We start from the raw sequence: 23,478 nt of genomic DNA, 5'->3' as shown, positions 1-23,478 counted from the left end.
AGGTGCGCCGTTGACACATTTACTTGAGGTTCGTCATTTGAATGTCGCTTTCCATTCCCGCGAGAAGACGCTTCATGCCCTGCGGGATGTGAGCTTCCACATCGACGAACGGGAAACGCTCGCCCTCGTCGGGGAAAGCGGCAGCGGCAAGAGCGTGACCGCCCGTTCTATTATGGGCATGCTTCCTGCTCCGCAAGCCAGGCTGGCAGGCGGCGAAATTCATTTTCGAGGACGGAATATCACCCGGCTGAGCCGGCCGCAGATGAGGAAATTAAGGGGTTCAGAGATTGGCATGGTGTTCCAGGATCCGATGTCATCGCTCAATCCGACAATGAAGATTGGCGCGCAGATCGCGGAAGGCTTGCGACAGCATCAGAAGCTGAGCCGAAGCGAGGCGCGTGCCCGCACGGTGGAACTGCTTCAGCTCGCAGGCATACCTGACGCAGCCAGCCGCTATCATCAATATCCGCATGAATTCAGCGGCGGAATGCGACAGCGCGTCTCGATCGCGATTGCGCTGGCCTGCAATCCGAAGCTGCTCATCGCCGATGAACCGACGACCGCCCTGGATGTCACGATACAAGCCCAGATTTTGGACACCCTTACGGCACTCCAGGACAAGATGGGCAGCTCGCTCCTGCTGATTACGCATGATTTGGGCGTGGTAGCCGAGGTGGCGCATCGCGTTGCGGTGATGTACGGCGGAATGATTGTCGAGACGGGGAACGTTCAGGATATTTTCGAGCGGGCCAGACACCCCTATACATGGGGATTGCTGCAATCCGCGCCGAAGCTGGATGGACCGGATCAAGAACGGCTCATGCCGATCGAAGGCGCGCCGCCAGCTCTATCCGAGCAGCCGCAAGGATGCCCGTTCGCGCCGCGTTGTCCGTACGCGATGGAAGTCTGTGTGCGGCATCTGCCGGAGACGAAGGCATTCACGGAGCATCATAGCGCGAGCTGCTGGCTGAATGATCCCCGCTCTCCTGCCGGCCACGGGCCGGACCCAGCGAGGAGGTACGATTATGCAGAAGCCTATAGTTGAAATTCATGACCTGCACAAGCATTTTCGCACAGGCGCTCATCGCGTCGTCAAATCCGTCGACGGTATTACGCTGTCTGTTCTCCCTGGCGAGACCGTCGGCCTCGTAGGCGAAAGCGGCAGCGGCAAATCCACGCTTGGCAAAGCCGCTGTCGGGCTGCTGGAAGCGACGTCGGGCAAGGTGCTGTTCGAGGGGCAGGACATCGCGCTCGCTCGCGGGCAAGCCAGACGGGAGCTGAACCGCAGCATGCAAATGATCTTTCAAGATCCGCATTCGTCGCTTAACCCCCGACTGAGAATCGGCGATATTGTCGCGGAAGGCATCGATGCTCACCGGATGGCGACTGGCGCGGCCCGCAAAGAGCGGATAGCCGAGCTTCTGGAGAGGGTCGGCCTGCATCCCGATTACGCCGAGCGCTTCCCCCACGAATTCAGCGGCGGGCAGAGACAGCGCATCGGCATTGCGCGGGCATTGGCGGTCAAGCCGCGCTTCATCGTGGCGGATGAGCCGATATCGGCGCTTGACGTGTCCATTCAGGCTCAGATCGTGAACCTGATGAAGGATCTGCAGACCGAGCAAGGTCTCAGCTACCTGTTCATCGCTCATGATCTGGCGATGGTGAAGCATATCAGCGATCGCATCGGCGTGATGTACCTGGGCAAGCTGATGGAGCTTGCGGATAGCCGATCGCTGTTCGCGCAGCCTCTGCACCCTTACACGCAAGCGCTCTTGTCTGCCGTCCCCGCCTCGACGCCTGCGGCCAAGAGGCTTCGCGAGCGAATCGTGCTGCACGGCGAGCCCCCGAGCCCGCTCTCTCCGCCCGCGGGCTGTCCGTTTCATGCGCGCTGCCCTAGCGCCACGGATATTTGCGCGAATCAGATGCCGCCTGGCAAGGAAGTGCGAAGCAACCACTGGGTTGCATGCCATTTATATGAATGAGCCAGTTCATGCGCATAAAGACTGCGCTTGATGGCGCGAACAGTACCAGATTATCTGCAGTAATGGAGGAACGACACGATGAAAAAATGGAACGTTATGCTGGTTATTCTACTATTTGCGGCAGCCGCTGTGGCCGGATGCTCCGGCAGCAGCGATACAGGCGCAGCCGCCAATGCCAAGGCGCCAGCCGACGGAGAGATTCCGCAGGTGCTGACCACGAACCTGGCGGGCGGCGAACCTTATACGCTCGACCCTGCATTTGCATCGGATACGACATCTTATTTCATTATCGACAACCTGTATGAAGGCTTGTACACCTACGACAAATCCGGCAAAATCGTGGAGGGCGCAGCCAGCAAAGTGGATGTATCGCCAGATGCCACGACGTATACCTTTACGATCCGGGACGATGCCACCTGGTCGAACGGCGATCCGGTAACGGCGCAGGACTTCGAATATTCGTGGAAACGGGTGTTAAATCCGAAGACGGGCGCTTATGATCCGTCCTCGCTGTATTACATCAAGGGCGCAGAAGAATATAATACGGGCACAGGCAGCGCGGACGATGTCGGCGTCAAGGCGAAGGACGATCATACGCTGGTGGTCGAACTCAAAGCGCCGCTCAGCATTTTCCCGATCATTGCCGTAGGACGCGCCTATCTGCCGGTTCGCTCGTCCGTCGTCGACAACAACGAGAAATGGGCCGCCGAAGCGGACACCATCGTCGGCAACGGCCCTTATGTGCCGCAGGAATGGAAGCATAACGAGCAGATCACGTTGGCGAAAAACAATCAGTATTGGAACAAAGACGTCATCACGATGAACACGATTCATTTCAAAATGGTGCAGGACGCAACGACATACTATCAAATGTACAAAACCGGCGAGCTGGACATGATTCTGTCGCTGCCGCTGGATGTGATCGATCAAGAGAAAAATAATAAAGAGTACTTATCCCATCCTTCCTTCAGTGTCTATACGTATTCCTTCAATGTCAATGAGAAGCCGTTCACGAACCAAAAAATAAGACAAGCGTTCTCGTACGCGATCGACCGCGAGACATTGACGACAAACGTGACCAAGGGCGGGGAAACGCCAGCGCACGGCTATGTGCCTTATGGCCTGACTAATCCATCAGGCAAGGACTTCCGCGAGGATGCGGAGACATACTATGAGTTCAATGTGCAGAAAGCGCAGAAATTGCTGGCCGAAGGCTTGAAGGAAGAAGGGTTGTCCCAGCTTCCTCCGGTGACGTTCAAATTCAACACGGCAGATAACCATAAGAAAGTGGCGGAAGCGCTGCAAGCGATGCTCAAAGAAAACCTGGGCGTCGAAGTCAAACTCGAAAACCAGGAATGGAAGACTTATATCGATACCTTCAAGCAAAAGAACTTCCAAATCGCCCGCATGGGCTGGGTCGGCAACTACTTGGACCCGCTTGGCGTGCTCGGGCATTATACGTCCAACAATTCGAACAACTTCACGAACTGGAGCAGCAAGGAGTATGATGAGTTAATTCAGAAATCAACGTACGAGCTGGATCCGAACAAACGGATCGAATTGCTGCAGCAAGCGGAGCAAGTGCTGATGGAGGACTTGCCGATCATTCCGATCCTGTTCTCGGCGGATACGGCCTTGGTCAGTCCAAAGGTCACCGGCATCGTCTTCGATGCGCGCTCCAATCCGGATCTGCGCTTCGCGAAGCGAGTGGAACCATAACGATGCTGGCCCGATATGCGATCGCCGCCGTCATATCCGCGGCAGGCCTGAGCATCCTCTATTTTCAGGATGGCAGCGGAAGCTCCGCCATCCAAGCCGCCATCATCAATCGCTGGTTCCTGTATGGATTGCTGGCCCTGATCGCGGGAGCGGCCGGTTATGTGCTGCGGACCGGGTTTCTCGCTCCTCTCTTGCGCGGCTTGGCCATGGCGGGAGCCGCATTCGTCACCAAGCCGCGCGCCTTGGAGAAGGAGGACAAGCGCCTCCGGTCCGACCTTGCCCTGCAAGCGTGGAAGCAGGCTCTCGGGCGCAAGCTGTCAGCATATCTGCTTGGCGCTGGCACTGGCTTGGCGAGCGGCGCGTTGACGCTGCAGCTCTGTTATTTCTAGCACAGCAGGCTATCCCTGGACAATTCCGGGGATAGCCTGTCTGCTTCTGCCCTCCCCCTCCCGATCGCGATCAAATTCATTTTCAGCAAAACGAGATGAGTAACCAGGCGCGGAGAGCTGATCTGGCAAATGATTCTCCCGCTTCGACGTCGGAAAAACATCGCGCTATTATGGTCCGTCCGCGGGCGCTGTCAGAACGATGCCATACAGCAGCAGTTCAACCGTTCGTGTCAGCGCTTCTTCCAGCGGCAAGTGACGCTCTTCCGCGCCCCCGCGATCCATCAATTGATAGACCGCACCCACATAGATCCGGATGAACAGCTCCATATCCAGAGGGCGGATTATTTGCTTTTCAATTCCCGTGTTGACAAGCTTGCGAACATTGCCCCATCCCTCATTGATATAAGCATCGACCCGTCTCCACTGCTCTGGATAGGATCGCTTCAGCTCATCCAGGGTGCGGATATCGGTGAAAGCGAACGCGCTTGGGAGGATGATCAGCGCTTGCTTCAGCTTTTGGACCAGGGACAAGGAAGGGTCATTCATAATCCGCTGCTCGGTGTCTTTCATTTCTTGAATCGCTTGTTGAATGATCCAGGTGACAATGTGTTCCTTGGAATCAAAATATTGATATAGCGTCTTCGTGCTGATGCCCAGGCGGCTCGTCACATCGCGGATGGCAAATTTCAACCCCCGGGACTTGATCTCCTGTACAGCCGCTTCCGCAATTCTTTCTTTCATGCCGCACGAACCCCCTTTTTCATGACCGATGGAAAAAAGAATAACGGATATGCCATCAGGAACAGATTCGGAATCCACCATGCCAGATCGAAATCGGGCCGTATGGCCCAGAAGGCGATCGCTTGCAGGCCCGAACAAAAGGTTAGCACCAAGGAAATCAAGCAAAGCGTTGACCAGACCTCCTTCTGTCTGTTGTAACAAGAAATGCTGATCAGCCCCGTAGCCGAAATAAGCAAATCCAACGGAATAAATGACAGGTTCCAGGCGACAAGCAGCTCATTGCTGTAATCCTGATATAGATATTGCTTCGGAATCCATTCTAAAAAGGTGACCGCCCAATAGAAAAGAAACCCGATATCCGTGAACAGCATGAAGACCTTTAACGATTTTCCCATTTGACTCTCTCCTCGAACTTGACTCGCAGAAAACATAGAAACAGTTTTGTTTTCCTTGTTTTCCATCATAACTTCTACCCCGCCAACAATCAAGATGGCCGAGAACATGCTCTGGCACTTTCAAAAATATAGCTTGACACAAATCGAACTTTAAAATATAGTAATCCCATCGGAATTATCATTAACTGACTCGTCAGTTAAGTGGAAAGGGGCGATGGAAGCTGGCTGCCGGACCGAAGCAAGATCAGGATCGCCGTCATCAATTGATGGGCGCCGCCCTGAAGTTATTTGCCTGCAAGGGATATCACAGCACCAAAATTTCCGATGTGGTCAAGGCCGCAGGAGTGTCACAGGGAACGTTCTACTGGTATTTTCAAAGTAAAGAACAGCTCGTGCTGGAATTAATCGAAGACGGAAAAGAGAAACTCATAAAAGTTATTGAGCAAGGCTACCGCAAGCACGCAGGCACGGTAGATGATATGGTCCGTTCGTCCGCACGGCTGCTTACCGATCTGTTCACCTTCGCCGACCGGAACCGGGAGCTGATGGCTTTCCTGCTGATAAAAGGCCAAGGCGCAGACCCTCCGGTGCGGGAAGCGATCTCGCACACGTGGGTTGCGTTCGAGGAGGCATTCAAACACAACATTCAGCGGGCAATGGAGCTGGGCATGCTTCCCCGTACGAATGATCTTCCGCTTCGGGCCAGCATTCTCGTCTGTTTCATAACGGGCGTATTGTCCAAATGGCTGTTCGGACCGATGCACGAGGTCGATTATACGTCCGCCTATTCCCCATCGGATATCGCCGAAGAAACCGCCAAGTTCGAATTCCGGGGGTTGCTCGGATAACTCATTTTACTGATATAAAGACCCCATAAGAGGTCGTACAATAATGGAGGCTATCATCATGACTGTCAAACTGCACAAATTCGTCAAAGCTGCACTGCTGCTCACGGTTCTGTCTGTCGCTCTCGCCGCATGCGGAAGCAAGACAGCTCAAGACGCGAACGCTCTTGAGCAAATCAAGAAGGCCGGCAAAATCAGAGTCGGACTGATGGGCACCTATGCTCCATATAACTTCCTGAACGACAAGCACGAGGTCGACGGCTTCGATGCAGACGTCGCCAAAGAAGTGGCGAAGCGCCTCGGCGTGGAAGTGGAATTTATCACCGGTGAATTTTCCGGACTGATTGAAGGACTGCAAAAAAATAAATACGATGCGCTTGTCAGCCAAGTGACGATTACCGAGGATCGCAAAAAGTTGATGGATTTCTCCACGCCTTACGTGAAGAACGCCGTCAACGTCATCGTCAAGAGCGACAACGCGACGATTCAGAAGATCGAAGATTTCAAAGACAAAAAGATCGGCGTCGGGCTCGGGACGAATGATGAAAAATATTTGCGCGACGTCGCGATGCCGAAGGTCGGCACGTTCGAGATCGCCACATATAACGATGTCATCACCTCTCTGAAAGATCTGGACGTCGGCCGCATCGATGCGACGATCAATAACGTGTTCGCCATCAAGCCGCTCATCGAGAAAAATCAGTTCAAGGTGAAAGCGGTCGGCGAGCCGATTAAAGAGGACTTTGCCGGGATCGCGATTCGCAAAAATAATCCGGAACTGCTCGATGCGATCAATAAAGCGCTCGCCGAGATGAAATCCGACGGCACATTCACGGAGATTTTCCATAAATGGTTCGATGTCGATCCGAACTTCTAATGAGCAAGAGCCAGGAGGATACAGGTAATGGAGCTGGTCTTTAGTAATATTCAATTTCTATTAACAGGCGCGTACTACACCTTGCTGATTACGATCGTCTCCATGTTTTTCGGGCTCATTATCGGGATCATCGTCGCCATTGCCCGCTTGAAAGGAAATCGGCTCGTCCGCGCGCTCGCCAAAGGGTACGTGTCCCTCATTCGGGGCACGCCGATCCTGGTGCAGATCTTCATCATCTATTACGGACTGCCCGATTTCGGAATCACGCTGGGGCCGCTCACCGCGGCCTTTATCTCGCTTAGCATCAATATCGGCGCGTACTTGTCCGAGACGCTCCGCGGCGCGATTCTATCCGTGCCCAGCGGGCAGACGGAAGCCGCTCAGTCCCTGGGTCTGACCCCTTGGCAGACGATGCGGCGCGTCGTGCTCCCGCAGGCGGCCCGGGTGGCGATCCCGCCGCTCGGCAACACGTTCATCGGGATGCTGAAGGAGACGTCGCTCGTCTCTATCGTTACCGTAACCGAGCTGCTGCGCTCCGCTCAACTGCTCATTGCGCAGTACTATGTCGCCATGCCTTTTTATGTGGCGATCGCGCTCATGTATTGGGTGATGAGCGTATTCTTCTCCTATATTCTGAACCGCATCGAGACGCGGTTGTCAAAAGCCTATTAAGGACGTGTGATGCACATGATTGAGGTAAACAATCTCGGCAAAAGCTTCGGTGAACTCACCGTATTCGACGATATCAACCTGCATATTGACTCCGGGGAAATCGTAGTCCTGGTCGGGCCGAGCGGTTCCGGCAAAAGCACGCTGCTGCGCTGCTTGAACGGACTGGAGGTGCCGGATGCGGGATCGATCCGGGTGGGCGATGCGGCCTGGAACGCATCCATGAGCGAAGCCGCCAAGAAGGAAGCGGTGCGGCATATCCGCACGTTAACCGGGATGGTGTTCCAATCGTTCAATTTATTCCCCCATATGACCGTCCTGGAGAACGTCACGATGGCCCCTATGATCGTGAAAAAAATGAACCAAGCGCAGGCGGTCGAAATCGGCGAGTCGCTGCTTGCCAAGGTCGGATTGTTAGGCAAAAAAAATGAACATCCTTCCCGGCTGTCCGGCGGCCAGCAGCAGCGGGTAGCCATTGCCCGCGCCCTTGCCATGCAGCCGCAGATCATGCTGTTCGACGAGCCGACCTCGGCGCTCGATCCCGAATTGACGGGAGAGGTGCTGGCGGTGATGAAGCAGCTTGCCACGGAAGGGATGACGATGATTGTCGTCACCCACGAGATGAGATTCGCGCGCGAAGCGGCGAATCGGGTAATTTTTATGAGCGACGGGAAAATCCAGGAGGAAGGGTCGCCAGAGCAATTTTTCACCCAGCCGCATACGGAGCGGGCCCGCAAGTTTTTGCGGCAGCTTGGCAGTGAGCCGGAAGCATGAGCGGCTTCGAAGGAGTTGACAATGTGGTTTACGGCAAAGCAGAGCATTTGAAAGATGTTGTGGAACGGGCGCGAGTGTTAATGGAGAGGGAGAACGTAGAAGCGATCGTGGCATCGAGCTGCGAAAATTTTTACTATTTGTCCGGCCATCCCAGCACGTTCATGTATACGTTGCGCATGAACGAAGTCGCGCTGGCGGTGATGTTCCGCGATCCGTCCCGCCGCACCGTGATCATCATGAATGAGTTCGAGGCCGCGGGCGTGCCGGACGAGCTGCCTCAATGCGAGCTGCGAACGTACCCAACCTGGGTGGACGTCGACGATCCGTTCGGGCTGCGCGGCGATCGGTACGAAGGACGGCGGCCTGTCAACCATCAGGTCGAGGAAATGTTCGGACTGCTCCGGGAGGTGCTGGAGGAATATGGAATCCGCAGCGGCAAGGTGGCTGTCGAGCTGAACGGGATGCGGCATCCTGCCGTGAACGCGCTGCGTGAAGCGGTGCCGGGTCTGGAGCTAACGGAAGCCGGCGCGCTGCTGACCGAGCTGCGTGCGCGCAAGACGCCTTGGGAAGTCGAGCAGCTCCGCCAGAGCTGCGCTTACGCCGAAATCGGCATCGCGGAGACGATAAAGGGAATCCAGGCCGGCAGCTCGGCGGCCGACATTGCCGATGCATTTCGGCTAGCTTTGCTCACCCATGCGGATGGAGCGCCTTCCCGCTTCCATATGATTTCCGTCGGGGCGAATTTCGCACCGGCGCATATATTCGACACACGTCCGGGACAGCCCGGCGACGTGATCAAATTCGACGTCGGCGTCGATGTGAACGGCTACGGTTCAGACATCGCCCGCACCTTCGTGCTCGGCTCGCCTTCGGATACGGTGAAGCGCATTTACGGGGCGCTGCGGGCCGGACATGACCGGCTGCTGGAAATGATCGAGCCGGGTCTGCCAATGAGCCGCGCATTTAACGAGGCGATGCAGGTGATCCGCCGCTCCGGCCTTCCGAATTACAACCGGGGTCATCTGGGACACAGCGCCGGCCTGAGTCTTGCGGCCGAAGAGGCCCCATTCCTGAGCCCGGCGGAGGAAGCCGTCTTCGTTCCGGGCATGGTTATCTGCCTGGAGACGCCTTACTACGGCTACGGCATTGGCTCCATCATGATCGAGGATATGGTGCTGGTCACGGAGAATGGCTGCGAGCGGCTGAACAAGCTGTCCCGGGATCTGATCTCGCTGTAGCTCCCCCGCTGCACGGCCAATATGAATGTGGAACAAGCCGGAAAGACGGTATGCTGCCGTCCTTCCGGCTTGCTTGCTGATCAGCCTTGGCCCTGCACGGATGCCAGCAGATCGCGGATCACGCGCACGACCGGTTCCGGTTCGTCATCGCTAATATTATGACCGCTGTTCACAGCGATAATCAGCTTGCTTTCCGTGGAAAGGTTCAGCATTTTCCGCTGGCAAGCTTGCCAAATTTCATCGAGCTTCCGACTGCCTTCCTTAGAAAAACCGATGGAAGTCAGATCCGGCTGCACGCCCCTGGCGATGATTCGGACAGGGAGGTTGCCCAGCTTCTGCCCTCGCAAGGCCTGTTCCGCTTGACCGATTAGTCTGAATTCTTCCTCCACCGCAGCATTTGTCCCTAATCGGGATATGCCGAAAAAAGGCTAACCCTGCATCATGGTTATCATGCGGATTAGCCTCTTCTGATCATTTGATTCTATTTCACGAACTCCACTTGATAGCCGTTCGCTTTTAGCTGATCGATAATCATGTCTTTGATAACGAAGTGACCGGCTCCAACGACGACAAAATGCGTGGATGCCCCTTCTTTATCCAGCAGCTCCATCAGCTTTTTGGCCATATTTTTATCCCGTTCCCCGAACAAGCGCTGCGCCGAATCGCTCTTCACCATTTCATCCGAATCCGTGAAGGATTCCGTGAATGTTTCAAGGTCGGCCTTGGTCCACAGCATCTGCCACTGCTTCAACTGCTCGCTCGCATCCTTCGACTTGTCGGCCGGCGCCAGGATTTGCTCCAATACCTCGTTCAATTCTTTCTCCTGCACCTCAGGCGGCACATTATTGAAGAGATCGGCCTGGAACTTGAGTCCTTCCAGCTCATGGATCGGCTTGCCTGTCAACAAGGCCGAGTTCGTGAAGTACATATCGACGCCGAGGGCTGCCCCTTGAGCCATATCTGCAGATTCACCTGACATATTGGCCATCGAGAGATTAGTCGTGATGGCCCAAGGCTTGAACGGATCGAAGGTATCTTGCGCCATGTTCAGCTGCTCCAGCACCTTTTGCAGCTTCTCATAGGTTTGCTGCGACACATGATCCTTCAATTGGGTGCCGTCATTATACGTCATGAGTTGGGCGAAATACTGCATCGAGGTTCCCGCGTCGATCAGATTCACTTCCACCCACAGCGTGTCCGACTGTTCAAACGCGTCTCTAATCGATTTTTGCATCGGATACATGTCAGGAATGCCCAGGTGAATCGACCCTAAGAGATAGAGCGTATTTTGCCCCTTCGTGGCTTTCCAGAGAAGGCCCTTCGCCCCACCTCCTGCCGCATCATAACTGAATTGAACAAGACGGCTTGCCATGACAGACGCTTGCTCCACGGTGCTCGGCTTATCTAGGTCCAGCCCTTTGCCTGTGCCATACACAATGCCGTTCTTCTGCAAAAACGCTACCGGATCGGACATATCGAGCTCCAGCGACTCCGGCCATTCGTACTGGGCCAGTACGCCGTACACGGTATCGATCACCGTTTTTCTCGTAATTTCCTTCGTTCCGGACGGAATGTCGACCTGCTCTGTTTTCTTTAATTCGAGCGCATCCAATTTGGCGGAAGTCGCTTCGATGAGAGCTTGAAACTTATCCTGCGTGATCGGCTTTTGGAACGTGCCGTCAACGTACCACGCAAGCGGGAAAATCCCGTATTTCTCCCCTTCATTCAGCGTTTTAACCGACCACGCGCTGATTTGCGGCACGGCCGCAGGACCTTCATTCGCTTTCGCCGGAATGACGAATCCGAGCATGGCGATCAAGACGGCCAATCCGCTGGCCATACTTCGCTTCACTATACTCCATCTGCTGGATTTCACCGTTATTCCCCTCCTCATAGTCTATATGTATTGAAAAAGAAATCCCAACGAACGATTATATCTCATTCCTCTAGGAAAAGGAAGGGAGTCGGGAATCGCGTATAGGTGATTCATCCGCCACACATGCCCATTCCTGGCTGATGTTCATTTTTATTGTGAATCGCTACCATAAGTAACGGCAAGTTTTTTCGGAAGAACAGACTGACATCGTGTCGAACTTTAAGCTAGTTAATAAAAGGAGGAACTATGAAGCTTCAGACAATTAGTGAGGTGACAACTCAGATATTATGAATTGCTTCAGAGCTTAAAGAAGGAAGGGTATGCTTAAAGTACCTATGATAAATGTTCATTGAAAAGGATGGAGTGGAAATGAGTTAGTTCAGTCCAACAATGATGTTGTGGATAGTGTGTCTACGGTCGGTACAACTGGTGTGTTTAATCTATAATATTCGAATTTGATCATTAATTCTTCCCTTGCTTAGTCCTCCGTGATAACATATTACGGATTCAATGTTAAGATCCAGATATTTTTTCAATGAGAGTCGAGCTTCCTCTATATCGAGTGTAGTTGGCTCATGGATTCCTCCAAGTCTTCCGTTTACACTATACATCGAATCCCCAGCAACGAGAGTTTTACTTTTTCTCAAATATAGGCTGATATGACCGGGAGTGTGCCCAGGAGTGTGGATGACTCGAATTCCGCCGCAAAACGCAAGTTCCTGACCATCGATTAAGGGTTGGTCCACCCTGCCCTTGGGGGGATTTTTAATATGTCCGTCTTTTAGAAGAGGCAGTTCCCCTTGAATATAAGGTTGATCCAGTTCGTGGGCGTACACCTGAACGTTACTGCCACACTCCCGCAAAATCTCAGGTAGACTTCCTATATGATCGATATCCTGATGGGTCAAGATCACAGCTTTTACCTTGTCGAGTGACACTCCGGCCTTCTTCATGGACAATCTTAAATCTTCTATTTGTCCTGGGAATCCGGTGTCTATTAACACGGCCATTTCTTGATCCCACAAAAGGGTTGGGTTGATTGTAGTCCCCTGAAAGTCCAACTCAAGCATGTGAACTCCATTCGAAATTTCCATGTTTTTCAGCTCCTTTATAAGCATAAGCTAGTAAACATCACGGTATAAGTTTTATGAAATGGAAACTTATTTTTGTACGTAAAAATATACTATTATGAAACCTATTTGTTTGTCAATAAATTACATTCACCAACCAAAATTCAAACAAACCAAACAAAATTGCAAAATGATTATCCTTCCCGTTAGTTCAATAAAAAAAGAACGTTCCCGCACCTTCGCTTGGGCTACGTCCTCCACATAATAAATTCCAATTATTAAGGGGCTGTCCCATAAGTAGTTTGTAGCTACAATGAGACAGCTCCCCTTGATTCTCAACGCTTGACTTGCCGAAAAACTGCATAAATGCAGTATTCTCTTATGACGTTTACTCCGTTACAGGCATTCCTGCAAAATCGCATCAATTTTGACCTATGCAATAGATAAAAAGCAATAGTCAGCGGAAAAGATGCACTTTTCCAGGAATTTGATAAAATATCGGATGAGATAGCATAATTTCCTGCATTAACGCAGGCTTTCATTGCCTCATCTTGTTGGCAAACTGCATACGGCTATATTGCACCAAAGCACCTGCTGCCGCCGATCAGTTGATTTTGTATGTAACCGTGAAGTAATTCATCGTATACGAAGACGGGGCGGCAAATTGAAAATAAAGATAGCCGTCTTCCGTCGCCGTAAAAATTCTGCCTACATTGCTATTGTAAAAAGTCCCGAGATGATAGCTTGAATTATATACCGAGTAATAGGCGTAGCTGCCTTGCGCATAAATCGTAAGTTGCTGGCCTTTCTTCAGGTAAATCCCTTCCCATGGGCTGACTTCATTCGGCCGCAACGCGTAATACTTGATGAAATGCTGGTCTTCTTGAACGACGGGGCCGGCAGAGACGGCAGGAACAGGGTCCTGAGAGGCATATGCCGGGGAAGCGGTAGCCAGGATAGCTAACGCAGACAGTGAGATCAGAAGCTTCTTCACTTTACATCACTCCTTAAATATTTGTAATGGATGAAAATATATGGAAGTTTTACCTTCTTAAATATAACAAAGATACGATATATTGTAAACCTTTATTTCCTATTTTTATAGATTTATTGGTAGAATTCATCAATGTACAAAGAACGGCTCTCCATAGGTGACTGAGGCCTATGAAGAGCCGCTCATTTGGGGCAGACCGGTTACTTGGCTACAGGCAATCCTTCCTCACGCCATCGGATGATGCCTCCTTGCAGGTTCATTACATTCACGCGTCCATGTGCCTGCAAAATGCTGGCCGCAATCGCCGAACGCGCCCCCGTCCTGCATTGGACAAGCACCGGCTTGCCGGCTGGCACCTCACGAATGCGCTTCGGAAGCGTTCCGAGCAGAATATGACTCGCCCCCGGAATGCGGCCTTCCTCCCATTCCGCCCCAGAGCGCACGTCCACGACCGCAACCTCACCGCCAAGAACCTGTTCGGCGATATCCGCCGGCGCCACTTCGCGATAGGATTCCAGGTCTGACGCCGCCGCATCGATGCCGCTCCACAGCGCGGAAGCCTCGATCGTGCCCGCAATCCGGTCGATGCCGATGGATCGCATGTCGCGGACAATCTCAGGCAGCCGATCCGCTTCCCCCATCACATACAGCGGCCGTTCGTCATCGACGAGCCATCCGGCCCATGTCGTGAAGGAACGGTTATACGGCAGATTGATCGTTCCCTTCACATGTCCGGACGCAAATTCCTTACAGGGCCGCGTATCAATGACAACCGCGCCTTTCTCCGCAAGATTGGCGACAGCCGAGAGTGTCCCCTCAATCCATTCCGGTCCAGGCAGCTGGGCGAGCAGCGCCGGACCATCGCGGTTCACTCGCTTCATGCGGGGGAAATAGGTTGGAGGCTCGGGCTGTCCCGCCAATAACGCGGCGGTGAAGGCTGTCTCGTCTTCCATGGATAAGGCCCAATTGAAGCGCTTCTCGTAACCGACCGTCGAGGACGGGATCGCGCCGAGCGCCTTGCCGCAGGCACTGCCCGCTCCATGGGCGGGCCATACCTGCACATAATCAGGCAGCTGCTTGAAGCGCTTCAGGGAGAGGTACATCTGCCGCGCTCCCTCCGCGGCGGTGCCTGCCAGGCCCACTGCCTTCTCCAGCAAATCCGGCCGGCCGATATCGCCGACGAAGACGAAATCGCCCGTAAATATGCCCATCGGGCTATCGGCGCCCCCGCCTCGGTCCGTCAGCAGGAACGACACGCTCTCGGGCGTATGGCCCGGCGTATGCAGCACCTCGAACTCGAGCCGGCCCACCTGGAACCGCTCTCCGTCTCTGACCAGCCAATGCTTGATCTTTGTCCCGCTCTCGCCGTTCACGTAAGCATAAGACCAGTCCGGTCCGCCTTCGCCCGACACATATAGTGTCGCCCCATGCTCCTCCCCGAGCTCGCGGGCGCCCGATACGAAGTCGGCGTGGATATGCGTCTCCGCCGCGGCCACGACCGTCAAGCCTTCGGCCTGAGCCGTCTTGACATACGGAACAACATCGCGGGCAGGATCGATCACGATCGCTTCCCCCGTCGCTTGGCACCCCACGAGATACGAAGCGTGGGCCAGCTTCTCATCATAAAAATAGCGCAGCAGCATGAATGCCGCTCTCCCCTTTCTCTGAACACATTTAATTATCGCGTATCTGTTCTGTTGCCATCATATTGCCGGCGCCTACATGCGTCCCTTCAGCATGCCGTGCCAATACAGCTTCGGGAGCAGATCCTTCTTCAGCACATACATGCTGTAGCGCTCCTTCGATTGGTCGAACGGGAACGTCTCCCGCGGCGTCAGATCATAATCGAACTCCGCCAAAATGAGCCGGTTGTAGCCCGTTACGAGCGGGCAGGAGGTATACCCGTCGTAGCTTGCATCCAGCGGCTGCCCCCCCAGCACGTTCAACACATTGCGTGCCGCCACAGGGGCTTGCTTGCGAATGGCCGCGCCTGTCTTGGAGGTTGGCAGATTGCTGCAATCGCCCAAAGCGAACACGTTCGCGAACCGGACATGCCGCATCGTATGCTTGTCGACCTCGGCCCATCCGCCCGGTCCGGCAAGCGGACTGTCCCGTATGAAGGACGGGGCAGACATCGGAGGCACGACATGAATCATATCGTACCGGAGCGTCTCCCGCTCCTTCGAGTCCACATGCTCGAAGACCGCTTCCCGCTTGGCGGAGTCAATCTCCACCAGATTGCGCTTGTATTTGGCCGTGATGCCCTTGCGTTCCACCACCTTGTCGAGCGCCGCAGCATACTTCGGCACGGCAAAGATCGACGCATTGCCGGATGCGAAGATAATGTCGGTCTTCCCCCTGATACCCGATCGCCGGAATGCGTCATCGGCCAAATACATGATTTTCTGGGGAGCGCCCCCGCACTTGATAGGCGTATTCGGCTGCGTGAAAATCGCGGTTCCGCCGCGGAACTCCCGGATCGATCGCCAAGTGCTGTCCACATAGCGGTAATCATAGTTGCTGCACACGCCTTCGCGCCCGATGCATTCCTTCAGCCCCTTAATACGCTCCCAATCGACCTGGATGCCCGCCGCGACGACAAGCACATCGTACCGGATAACGGTGCCTGTGCTTGTAACGATACGATTCTCGTCCGGGCGGAAATGTGCGACCGCTTCCTGAAGCCAGTCGGCTCCCTTCGGGATGAGCGATTGCTGATCGCGCTCCGTCACCTCCTTGCGCATGACTCCGCCGCCGACGAGCGTCCACAAGGGTTGATAGTAATGCTTGGCTTGCGGATCGATGATCACGACGGAGCCGTGCAGCGCTGCCGATGCACGCAGCAAACGGGCCGCAACCGACAACCCGGCGCTGCCTGCCCCGACAATGGCGACGGCATAGTGAAGTTGCTGTGGCATCACTTACCCTCCCCCTGTTCCCAGATGCTGCTAGTCTGCTTCTGCATTCAACCTATAAGGCCTTGCCTGCCGCTATATTCCAATGTTCGCCAGGGGCCCCTAAATGCACCAATAGTCAAATTATATGGCTGGACTTCGGTTTCTATGATTTACTTTTCCTTCTTACGCACATTCAAAAAAATGAGTAATCGTTGACATAAGAGATTCTCATCGCTATTATTTATACTACAGAAAGTGACCTATAAGTTTTATAGGAAACCAATTGTTTTCTATACCAGGACAAGAAGTCTCCCCTTGTTCCTGCAGCTTATCAGTTTACTTCAACATTCCACATTACTTAGAAAGCAGGTCTTAACGTTATGCACAACCATTCTGCAGCACATCATCCTCCCCAAGGCGGTGAATTCTCACTCAAACAGATATTCGCGCCTCTTCTTGCCGTCATCATCGGTACTTTTATGGTTATCCTTGACAGCACCGTCGTCAATGTTGCCATTCCAACACTAGTAGAATACTTTGATGCTTCTCTTCAATCGATTCAATGGTCGGTAACGGCCTATACGCTTGCATTGTCAGCGGTCATCCCGCTAGCCGGCTGGATGTCGGACCAATTTCAAGCCAAACGCGTGTTTCTGGCTTCCATAGGGTTATTCACGATCGGATCTATCCTATGCGCTTTCGCGCAGACAACAGAACAATTGATCTTTTTTCGCGTGCTGCAGGGGATTGGAGGAGGAATGGTCTCGCCTATCGGCATGACCATGGTATACCGTCTTGCGCCACCCCACCAACGAGGTTCGGTGATAGGTATGCTTGGGATTCCGATGCTGCTTGCTCCAGCCCTGGGCCCGGTATTGTCCGGGTGGCTGGTCGAGTATGTAACCTGGCAGTGGATTTTTCTTATTAATCTTCCCATTGGAATAGCGGGAATTGTGGTAGGGCGGAAATGGCTGCCTTCCTTTCCAAGTATGCAGGCCCCTTCTCTGGACATGAAGGGAATGATTCTTGGGCCGCTTGCTTTTTCCATGATTACGTTCGGAGTTAGCGAGGGCGGGGTGAGCTGGACCTCGGCGAGAACGTTAACCGGTCTGGTTATTGGGGGGCTGGCTCTGATTCTCTTCGTGATCTCCTGCTTGCGTCATCAGCAACCGCTGCTGGAGCTGCGCGTTTTCAGGTCTTCGGACTTCACCCGCGGCATTGTCATCTCATGGATTATGCAGACCGCATTGTTTGGGACGGTTCTGTTATTTCCGCTTCTGCTTCAGCAGATGAAAGAATATACGCCGCTGGAGACGGGGCTAATCATGCTGCCGCAGGCACTGGGCTCTATGATCTGTATGCCCATTGCAGGCAAAATTTTTGACAAAGTAGGAGCTCGCCCCCCTCTCCTGGTTGGCATGACGCTGATCACGGGCGCACTGTTCACCATGTCATGCCTTACGCTGGACACCTCGTTAGCGATCATCATGAGCGCGCTGTTTTTACTAGGTTCCGGCATGGGCCTGTCCATGATGGCTTTGAACACTCATGTATTGAATGCAACTCCCCGACACCTTGTCGGCAGAGTTACACCGCTTACCAGCGCTTCTCAGCAAGTCATCTCTTCGTTCGCCATTGCGGGGTTCACCGGATATTTCGCTTCGCGCATGACGGCGAACATGGCCCATACCACCGCAGAAATGAAGATGCTGCAAGCAAGCGCGGCCTCTTTCGGGGAGACGTTTTTTCTGGCTGCGTGTATAGCAGGGGCAGGTTTGATTGCAAGCCTATTTCTCAGAAAACCAAAACAACAAGAGGCCGCTACCAATGAAGGCTAACGGAAAATCATTAATCCATTCTCCGAGTACAATAAAGTCGAAAGGCAGGGACAACATGATAAAGTTTGTTTTTCATCCGAAACTTCTGCTGAGCTAACGGTTCTATCTTTCATCTTGACGGGGATAGCAATTGTGTTCTGTCCCCTAGACATTCCGATTCATTTCAATGGAGGAAGCCAGGCGGATGTGTTCGTGAACAAATATATAGGCTTTCGTACTGTATAATGCATTGACCTACGCGCGGTAGAAGCGGCCCGGCTTGCTCAAATAGAGAACGAGCTCCGTCCGGTTCCTGCATTCGAGCTTATCCAGAATTCGGGATACATAATTTTTGACCGTTCCCTCGGTGACGAACAACGCTTGCGCGATTTCTTTATTGCTGCTGCCGGACAGGATATGGCGGGCGACTTCCGTCTCTCTCGGGGTAAGCAGGCCCAGCTTGTCCGGCACGGCAGCCTCTTGACGAGACGGCATGGCGTTGTCCCGTCCGGAGGATATGGCCTCTACCATGCGCTCGGTCACCTTCGGATTGAGAAGCACGCTGCCGGCATATACCGTTTTAATGGCGTTTAAAATGTCGGCAGAACCGGAATCTTTTAAAATATATCCTTCCACCCCGTTCTTCAAACCCTGGATAATATATTCATCTTCATTAAAGGTGGTCAGAATGATAACCTTGACCTCCGGATGCCGCTCCTTCACCAATTGGGCAGCCGTTATTCCGTCCATCACCGGCATCCTGATGTCCATCAGAATCACATCAGGAGTCATCACTTCAAGCTGTTCCAACAGCACCTTGCCGTTTGGCACTTCACCGATGACCGAGACCTCCTCATACAGGCTCAATATCATTTTAAGCCCTTCCCGGACGATTTCCTGGTCATCTGCAATCATTACCTTGATCATAGCGTCCCCCTTCGTTCATGCATGCTGCCCTCTGCTTCCCCAAGCCTGCTCAGGCTGCGGAGGAAGCCGGACATAAATGGTAAATCCCTTGTCGGAACTCAACTGCAGCTGTCCTCCGAGAGCGGCAATTCGCCGTTCCATCCCCAATAGACCGTTCGACTTGGCCACCGGTCCGCTTTCCAGACCGTTGTTATGAATCTGCATGCGAATTCCCGACTCCTTGTAACAGATGCGAATCGCGAACAAGGTCGCCCCGCCATGCCGAATCCCGTTCGTGATCGCCTCCCTGACCGTTTTGAACAGGCACTCCTTAACATGGGGATTCTCCTCTTCTATCTCGTCATCCATTTCCAGGCGGAAGGTCAGCTGTTGGGTTTGTTCCAATTTGGAAAACAATCCGGTCAAGGAGCGGCGGAGATGTTCGGCAGCAAGCGTGTGATTCAACGTATGAACCGCTTTTCGCAATTGGGCCATGCCGTCCCTTGAGAGGGAAAGGGCTGTAACAAGGACCTCCTTCGTCTTGTCCGGCTTGGAGTCGATGGCTTGGCGTGCATATTCCAGGTTCATGCTTAAGGCAACGAGAGCGTGCCCGATGGAATCATGCAATTCCTGGGCAATTCTGGTCCGTTCCTTGGCAATGGTCAGCTCTTCAACGGCAGACGAATAGATCTGCAGCGCGGCATTGGCTTCCTGCAGCTCCTTATACAGGTTTTCCGTTTTGATTTTCTCATTTATGATGCTTCTGAACAGCAACCCCACGATAAGAAATCCGGCAAAGTTTACCATTTGATTACCAAGATCATTTGCCGCAGGATGCTGCAGCAGACTCGGCAGCACATAGCTGATCAGATGAAGACCTGCCAGGATATAGGATACACGGGCACTGAAAATTAACAGCTCAATCAGTATCAGTTGTAAACATGCCAATATACCGGAGTCTGGAGTCATCAAGTTCAACCATCCGAGCAGAGCGATACTGATCGTTACCGACATATCGAAGCCCCGTGGATGAGCCTGGGCTAACAACCAGCGTCCCCGTACATAGTCATTGGCGGCTAGCAGCGCAACAGCTCCCCACCATATCATTCCAAATGCGCCATCCGTTTCTTTCATACGGATCGCATGATTCATAACAGACAGCAGCACGAGACCTTTGAACATCAGGAGAATAAAAACTCTCTTCTTCGGCGAGGCAAACAACGATGTCATCTGTTCCTTCTCCTATTCTTTCAATCATATCACTTAATGATATCATGGCTTTTTTAGGTTTCATAGATAACGAAAGTCATCGAAAAAATAGGAAAAGTGATGCGTCAATTGAGTACTTTCGTGAATTGGGCGCAGCTCACCATCATTCTACAATATTTTCTGTAAGCCAAACCAAATGACAGCAGGAGGTATGAATGGATGCTTGAGCTAATCCGTCTGACAAAAAAATACGGCAACCAAACGGTTGTCGACAATCTGTCCCTGCACGTGCAGCAAGGGGAAATCGTAGGGCTTCTGGGGCCGAACGGCGCCGGAAAATCTACCACGGTATCCATGATCTCCACGGTGCTGGCGCCAAGCAGCGGAGATATCCTGATCGATCATAATTCGATAAAAGATCATTCGCGGGAAATCAAAAAAATAATGGGCGTCGTGCCCCAGGATATTGCTTTGTATGAACCTTTAAGCGCCAAGGATAATCTGGAGTTTTTTGGTTGCCTGTATGGCTTGAGCGGGCGCTTGTTGCAAGCAAGGGTGGATGAGGTTCTCGAGCTGATCGGTCTATTCGACCACAGAAATCAGGATGTCATTGAGTTTTCCGGCGGGATGAAACGAAGAGTAAATATCGGGGTTGCCCTGATGAACAATCCGAAGCTGTTGATTTTGGACGAGCCTACCGTTGGCATTGATCCGCAATCAAGAAACCATATTTTAGAAACCGTCAAACAACTGAACCGGGAAACCGGAATGACCGTGATTTATACAAGTCATTACATGGAGGAAGTAGAGTTTCTTTGCGATCGGGTCGCCATTATGGATCATGGCAGGCTCCTGACCCATGGCACGAAGGAGGAGCTGAAGCAGAATACGGGAGCTCTGGACACACTGACGGTCACCTTCCATTCCTTCGACAGCGAGGCGGTCGGCAAGGCACAGCATATCCCCGGAATTAAAAAAATCACAATGGAAAATCAGCAGCTGTCGATTCTGGTGAATCCGCAGGAAGGCAATGTGATTGATATATTGGATAGCCTGCGTAGCTTGGGCGCTCAATTGGCCTCCTTCCAATATGAAGAAGTCAATTTGGAGCATATTTTCCTGCAGGTTACCGGCAAATCATTGAGAGATTGAAGGAGGGGTTACGATTTGTACCGATTCATCCGTTTTGTGATGCTGGATACGAAGCTGTTGGCCAAGTCGAAGGTGTTTTATTTGAAGCTCATTTTGCTCCCGCTCGCTCTCATCTTATTGCTTGGGTCGCTATTCGATCACTCCGCTTCCTTCTCATCCACAGCTTCGTCTAGGGAGGCAGTGCATGTACAGAAGACAGACCTGCGCATTCCGAAGGAAGTCATTGCGAGCGGAACGCGGCCGGTAAGCGCGATGCAGTATGAGGTGGCGGCCATGACGGTCTTATTCTCCTTCCTGACCGCCTTCGAACTCGCTCACAGCTTAGTGAATGACAAGCTGAACCATACGATGGCCAGGATTCGTTCCACTCCCACCTTGATGCTGCAATATTGCATGGGAAAGCTTCTTGGCATGACTCTCGCCATTGCAGTCCAGATGACTGCTGTTATGCTTGGGAGCCGGCTGCTTTTCCATGTGAATTGGGTCAACAGCCCAAGCATACTGCTAGTCACTTGCGTATACGGGCTGGCTCTCGGCTCTCTCGTTCTGTGCTGCGGGTTGCTTGCGAATAATCAGGCTGCGATATCCAGCTTTGCCGCACCGATCTTATATGGCCTCGGTTTCTTGGGAGGCAGTTTTTTCGATAAAGATCATTTTCCGCCCATATTGAAGGCGATTCAGGCCGTCACGCCCAATGGAAAAGCCATTAACGCATACCTGCATATTTTTCAGGGCGGGAGCCTGACCGATATTTCGTCGGATATTTTGATGCTTGCGGGTGCGGTAGCCGTATTTTTCATCGCAGCTCTATTATTGGCAGGCAGGAAGGGGCAATAAAAATGCAATTATTAACGATGACAGTCAAGCAACTGCAGCTGATGCTGCGGAACAGAATGGCCTTGCTGGCGGTACTAGCTTCCCCGGTTCTGCTAGCCTATTTCTTCAGCGTTGCTCAAGCTGACCCTCGTCCAGAGCTTTATATCGCGGATGGAGATCAGAGTCCATACTCGGCGCGGCTTATCGACGGCTTGCGGGATCATCAGGGTATGGGCATTACATTGGCTAAGGTAACTGAGATACGAGACAAAGTCATGCGGCATGACATAGCTGCCGGCCTCGTCATTGAGTCCGGCTTCGGAGACGGCATGCGGACGGAGCATCGTCCTCATCATATCAAGCTGATCCAGGAACAGGATACCGGGGATAGCGGACTGGAGGCTGCAGTCGCACAAGAGCTGGCACAGCTCTTGTCCGGCCAAGAGGCTTCTCACCCTAACCCGGAAACCAAAAATAGCGCAGCGGCGGCTGGCATCGAAGCATTCCATGCCGAAGCCGTCAGCCAGAGGCTTACCGGATTTATGCTTATGTTTCTGTGGTTCGCGGTGATTCAGGGATTCCGGACATTCATTGACGAACGAGAGAACGGGATGCTCAACAGGTTGCTCAGTACGCCGGTTCGTTTGTCGAAATACTTGCTATCCAAGGTGATTGCGGCCTATCTGTTCGGACTTCTTACCGTTGGCCTCGTTCAGTGTGCAGGAAAATGGATGCTTAACATTGACATAACCGATGGACTAGGGGTCAACATGCTGATCTGGGCTTCTTACTTACTGGCAATAACCGGAGTCGTAACGCTGCTTCTGCCGTGGGTGACCAACCACCAAAGCTTTACGGTCTGCGGTTCAGTCATCATGGTGTTCACAGGCATTCTCGGAGGATCGTTTTTCCCTGTTCAGAATCCGGCTCTTCCCGATTGGTTCCGTTTCATCTCCAGATCCGTTCCCGTAACCTGGGCATCGGAAGGGTTGAATGGCGCAATGTCTGCGCTGACTCCGATCGGATTATTGAGCGGCCTCGGTTTGTTCGGCCTATCGCTCTCTTTTGTTCTGATCAACTATCGACTACAAAGACGAAGAACGAGCTGAAGA

Annotated in this window: 23 protein-coding genes; 13 read left to right on the top strand and 10 right to left on the bottom strand. The window is 52.9% G+C overall.

All coding sequences use genetic code 11. From position 1 onward, the window contains the following. The first annotated feature begins 10 nt into the window (after positions 1-10). From NNL35_RS16140 to NNL35_RS16125, 4 genes are all read left to right on the top strand, one after another. Positions 11-1,045 (top strand): ABC transporter ATP-binding protein, encoded by a 1,035-nt coding sequence (locus tag NNL35_RS16140; RefSeq protein WP_006674556.1) that lies wholly within the window; start codon positions 11-13, stop codon positions 1,043-1,045. Continuing rightward, complete coding sequence (locus NNL35_RS16135) at positions 1,026-1,982, top strand: ABC transporter ATP-binding protein (protein WP_006674557.1); 957 nt, start codon at positions 1,026-1,028, stop codon at positions 1,980-1,982. The genes NNL35_RS16140 and NNL35_RS16135 overlap by 20 nt, the downstream gene beginning before the upstream one ends. 78 nt (positions 1,983-2,060) lie before the next feature. Then, positions 2,061-3,701 carry a peptide ABC transporter substrate-binding protein gene (locus tag NNL35_RS16130; protein ID WP_006674558.1) on the top strand — a complete coding sequence of 547 codons (1,641 nt, stop codon included), beginning with the start codon at positions 2,061-2,063 and terminating at the stop codon, positions 3,699-3,701. A 2-nt stretch (positions 3,702-3,703) separates the two neighbouring features. Further along, positions 3,704-4,090 (top strand): DUF3899 domain-containing protein, encoded by a 387-nt coding sequence (locus tag NNL35_RS16125; RefSeq protein ID WP_006674559.1) that lies wholly within the window; start codon positions 3,704-3,706, stop codon positions 4,088-4,090. Positions 4,091-4,258: 168 nt separating this feature from the next. Here NNL35_RS16125 and NNL35_RS16120 read toward each other — a convergent pair whose 3' ends face one another. Then, entirely contained in the window at positions 4,259-4,831 is a 573-nt protein-coding gene (locus NNL35_RS16120) for a TetR/AcrR family transcriptional regulator (protein ID WP_006674560.1), read from the bottom strand. After that, entirely contained in the window at positions 4,828-5,226 is a 399-nt protein-coding gene (locus NNL35_RS16115) for a YvaD family protein (protein WP_006674561.1), read from the bottom strand. Before NNL35_RS16115 ends, NNL35_RS16120 begins: the two co-directional genes overlap by 4 nt. A 266-nt stretch (positions 5,227-5,492) precedes the next feature. Between NNL35_RS16115 and NNL35_RS16110 the strand changes: the two genes are divergently transcribed. The 5 genes from NNL35_RS16110 to NNL35_RS16090 are packed head-to-tail and all read left to right on the top strand — an operon-like array spanning position 5,493 to position 9,629. Next, the gene (locus tag NNL35_RS16110) at positions 5,493-6,074 is read left to right on the top strand and encodes a TetR/AcrR family transcriptional regulator (protein WP_006674562.1); all 582 of its coding nucleotides are present in this window, start codon (positions 5,493-5,495) and stop codon (positions 6,072-6,074) included. Positions 6,075-6,132: 58 nt separating this feature from the next. After that, positions 6,133-6,948, top strand: a complete 816-nt coding sequence (locus tag NNL35_RS16105) for a transporter substrate-binding domain-containing protein (protein ID WP_040729489.1) — start codon at positions 6,133-6,135, stop codon at positions 6,946-6,948. Between the two features lie 27 nt (positions 6,949-6,975). Then, positions 6,976-7,620, top strand: coding sequence for an amino acid ABC transporter permease (locus NNL35_RS16100; protein WP_006674564.1), 645 nt, complete (start codon positions 6,976-6,978; stop codon positions 7,618-7,620). A 15-nt stretch (positions 7,621-7,635) separates the two neighbouring features. Further along, positions 7,636-8,391, top strand: coding sequence for an amino acid ABC transporter ATP-binding protein (locus NNL35_RS16095; RefSeq protein WP_006674565.1), 756 nt, complete (start codon positions 7,636-7,638; stop codon positions 8,389-8,391). A 23-nt stretch (positions 8,392-8,414) separates the two neighbouring features. Then, positions 8,415-9,629 (top strand): M24 family metallopeptidase, encoded by a 1,215-nt coding sequence (locus NNL35_RS16090; RefSeq protein WP_040729491.1) that lies wholly within the window; start codon positions 8,415-8,417, stop codon positions 9,627-9,629. An 80-nt stretch (positions 9,630-9,709) separates the two neighbouring features. Here NNL35_RS16090 and NNL35_RS16085 read toward each other — a convergent pair whose 3' ends face one another. The 6 genes from NNL35_RS16085 to NNL35_RS16060 form a co-directional block, all read right to left on the bottom strand. Beyond that, positions 9,710-10,018 (bottom strand): hypothetical protein, encoded by a 309-nt coding sequence (locus NNL35_RS16085; RefSeq protein WP_006674567.1) that lies wholly within the window; start codon positions 10,016-10,018, stop codon positions 9,710-9,712. A 92-nt stretch (positions 10,019-10,110) separates the two neighbouring features. After that, positions 10,111-11,469 carry a TraB/GumN family protein gene (locus NNL35_RS16080; RefSeq protein WP_006674568.1) on the bottom strand — a complete coding sequence of 453 codons (1,359 nt, stop codon included), beginning with the start codon at positions 11,467-11,469 and terminating at the stop codon, positions 10,111-10,113. Positions 11,470-11,945: 476 nt separating this feature from the next. Beyond that, complete coding sequence (locus NNL35_RS16075; RefSeq protein ID WP_006674569.1) at positions 11,946-12,599, bottom strand: MBL fold metallo-hydrolase; 654 nt, start codon at positions 12,597-12,599, stop codon at positions 11,946-11,948. Positions 12,600-13,179: 580 nt separating this feature from the next. Then, complete coding sequence (locus tag NNL35_RS16070; protein ID WP_006674570.1) at positions 13,180-13,569, bottom strand: hypothetical protein; 390 nt, start codon at positions 13,567-13,569, stop codon at positions 13,180-13,182. Positions 13,570-13,769: 200 nt separating this feature from the next. Beyond that, complete coding sequence (locus tag NNL35_RS16065) at positions 13,770-15,212, bottom strand: MBL fold metallo-hydrolase (protein ID WP_006674571.1); 1,443 nt, start codon at positions 15,210-15,212, stop codon at positions 13,770-13,772. 75 nt (positions 15,213-15,287) lie between these two features. After that, positions 15,288-16,487, bottom strand: coding sequence for an NAD(P)/FAD-dependent oxidoreductase (locus NNL35_RS16060; protein WP_006674572.1), 1,200 nt, complete (start codon positions 16,485-16,487; stop codon positions 15,288-15,290). Between the two features lie 359 nt (positions 16,488-16,846). Here NNL35_RS16060 and NNL35_RS16055 point away from each other — a divergent pair, with 359 nt between their 5' ends. Next, positions 16,847-18,304, top strand: coding sequence for a DHA2 family efflux MFS transporter permease subunit (locus tag NNL35_RS16055; protein WP_006674573.1), 1,458 nt, complete (start codon positions 16,847-16,849; stop codon positions 18,302-18,304). Positions 18,305-18,538: 234 nt separating this feature from the next. Here NNL35_RS16055 and NNL35_RS16050 read toward each other — a convergent pair whose 3' ends face one another. Together NNL35_RS16050 and NNL35_RS16045 are read right to left on the bottom strand one after the other, a co-directional pair. Beyond that, on the bottom strand, positions 18,539-19,207 hold the full coding sequence (locus tag NNL35_RS16050; protein WP_202947071.1) for a response regulator: 669 nt from the start codon (positions 19,205-19,207) through the stop codon (positions 18,539-18,541). 18 nt (positions 19,208-19,225) lie between these two features. Next, a complete protein-coding gene (locus NNL35_RS16045) occupies positions 19,226-20,419 on the bottom strand; it encodes a sensor histidine kinase (protein ID WP_006674575.1) in 1,194 nt (397 codons plus the stop codon). Between the two features lie 198 nt (positions 20,420-20,617). On the opposite strand from NNL35_RS16045, the gene NNL35_RS16040 reads away from it, so the two are divergent. The 3 genes from NNL35_RS16040 to NNL35_RS16030 are packed head-to-tail and all read left to right on the top strand — an operon-like array spanning position 20,618 to position 23,475. Then, positions 20,618-21,550 (top strand): ABC transporter ATP-binding protein, encoded by a 933-nt coding sequence (locus NNL35_RS16040; RefSeq protein ID WP_006674576.1) that lies wholly within the window; start codon positions 20,618-20,620, stop codon positions 21,548-21,550. 15 nt (positions 21,551-21,565) lie between these two features. Continuing rightward, positions 21,566-22,387 carry an ABC transporter permease gene (locus NNL35_RS16035; RefSeq protein ID WP_006674577.1) on the top strand — a complete coding sequence of 274 codons (822 nt, stop codon included), beginning with the start codon at positions 21,566-21,568 and terminating at the stop codon, positions 22,385-22,387. Positions 22,388-22,404: 17 nt separating this feature from the next. Next, entirely contained in the window at positions 22,405-23,475 is a 1,071-nt protein-coding gene (locus NNL35_RS16030; protein ID WP_254553595.1) for an ABC transporter permease, read from the top strand. The last annotated feature ends 3 nt before the right edge of the window (positions 23,476-23,478 follow it).

The organism is Paenibacillus dendritiformis (assembly GCF_945605565.1).
GTDB lineage: Bacteria > Bacillota > Bacilli > Paenibacillales > Paenibacillaceae > Paenibacillus_B > Paenibacillus_B dendritiformis_A.
The sequence above is the reverse complement of the archived record's forward strand: the minus strand, read 5'-3'. Positions and strand labels throughout refer to the sequence as shown.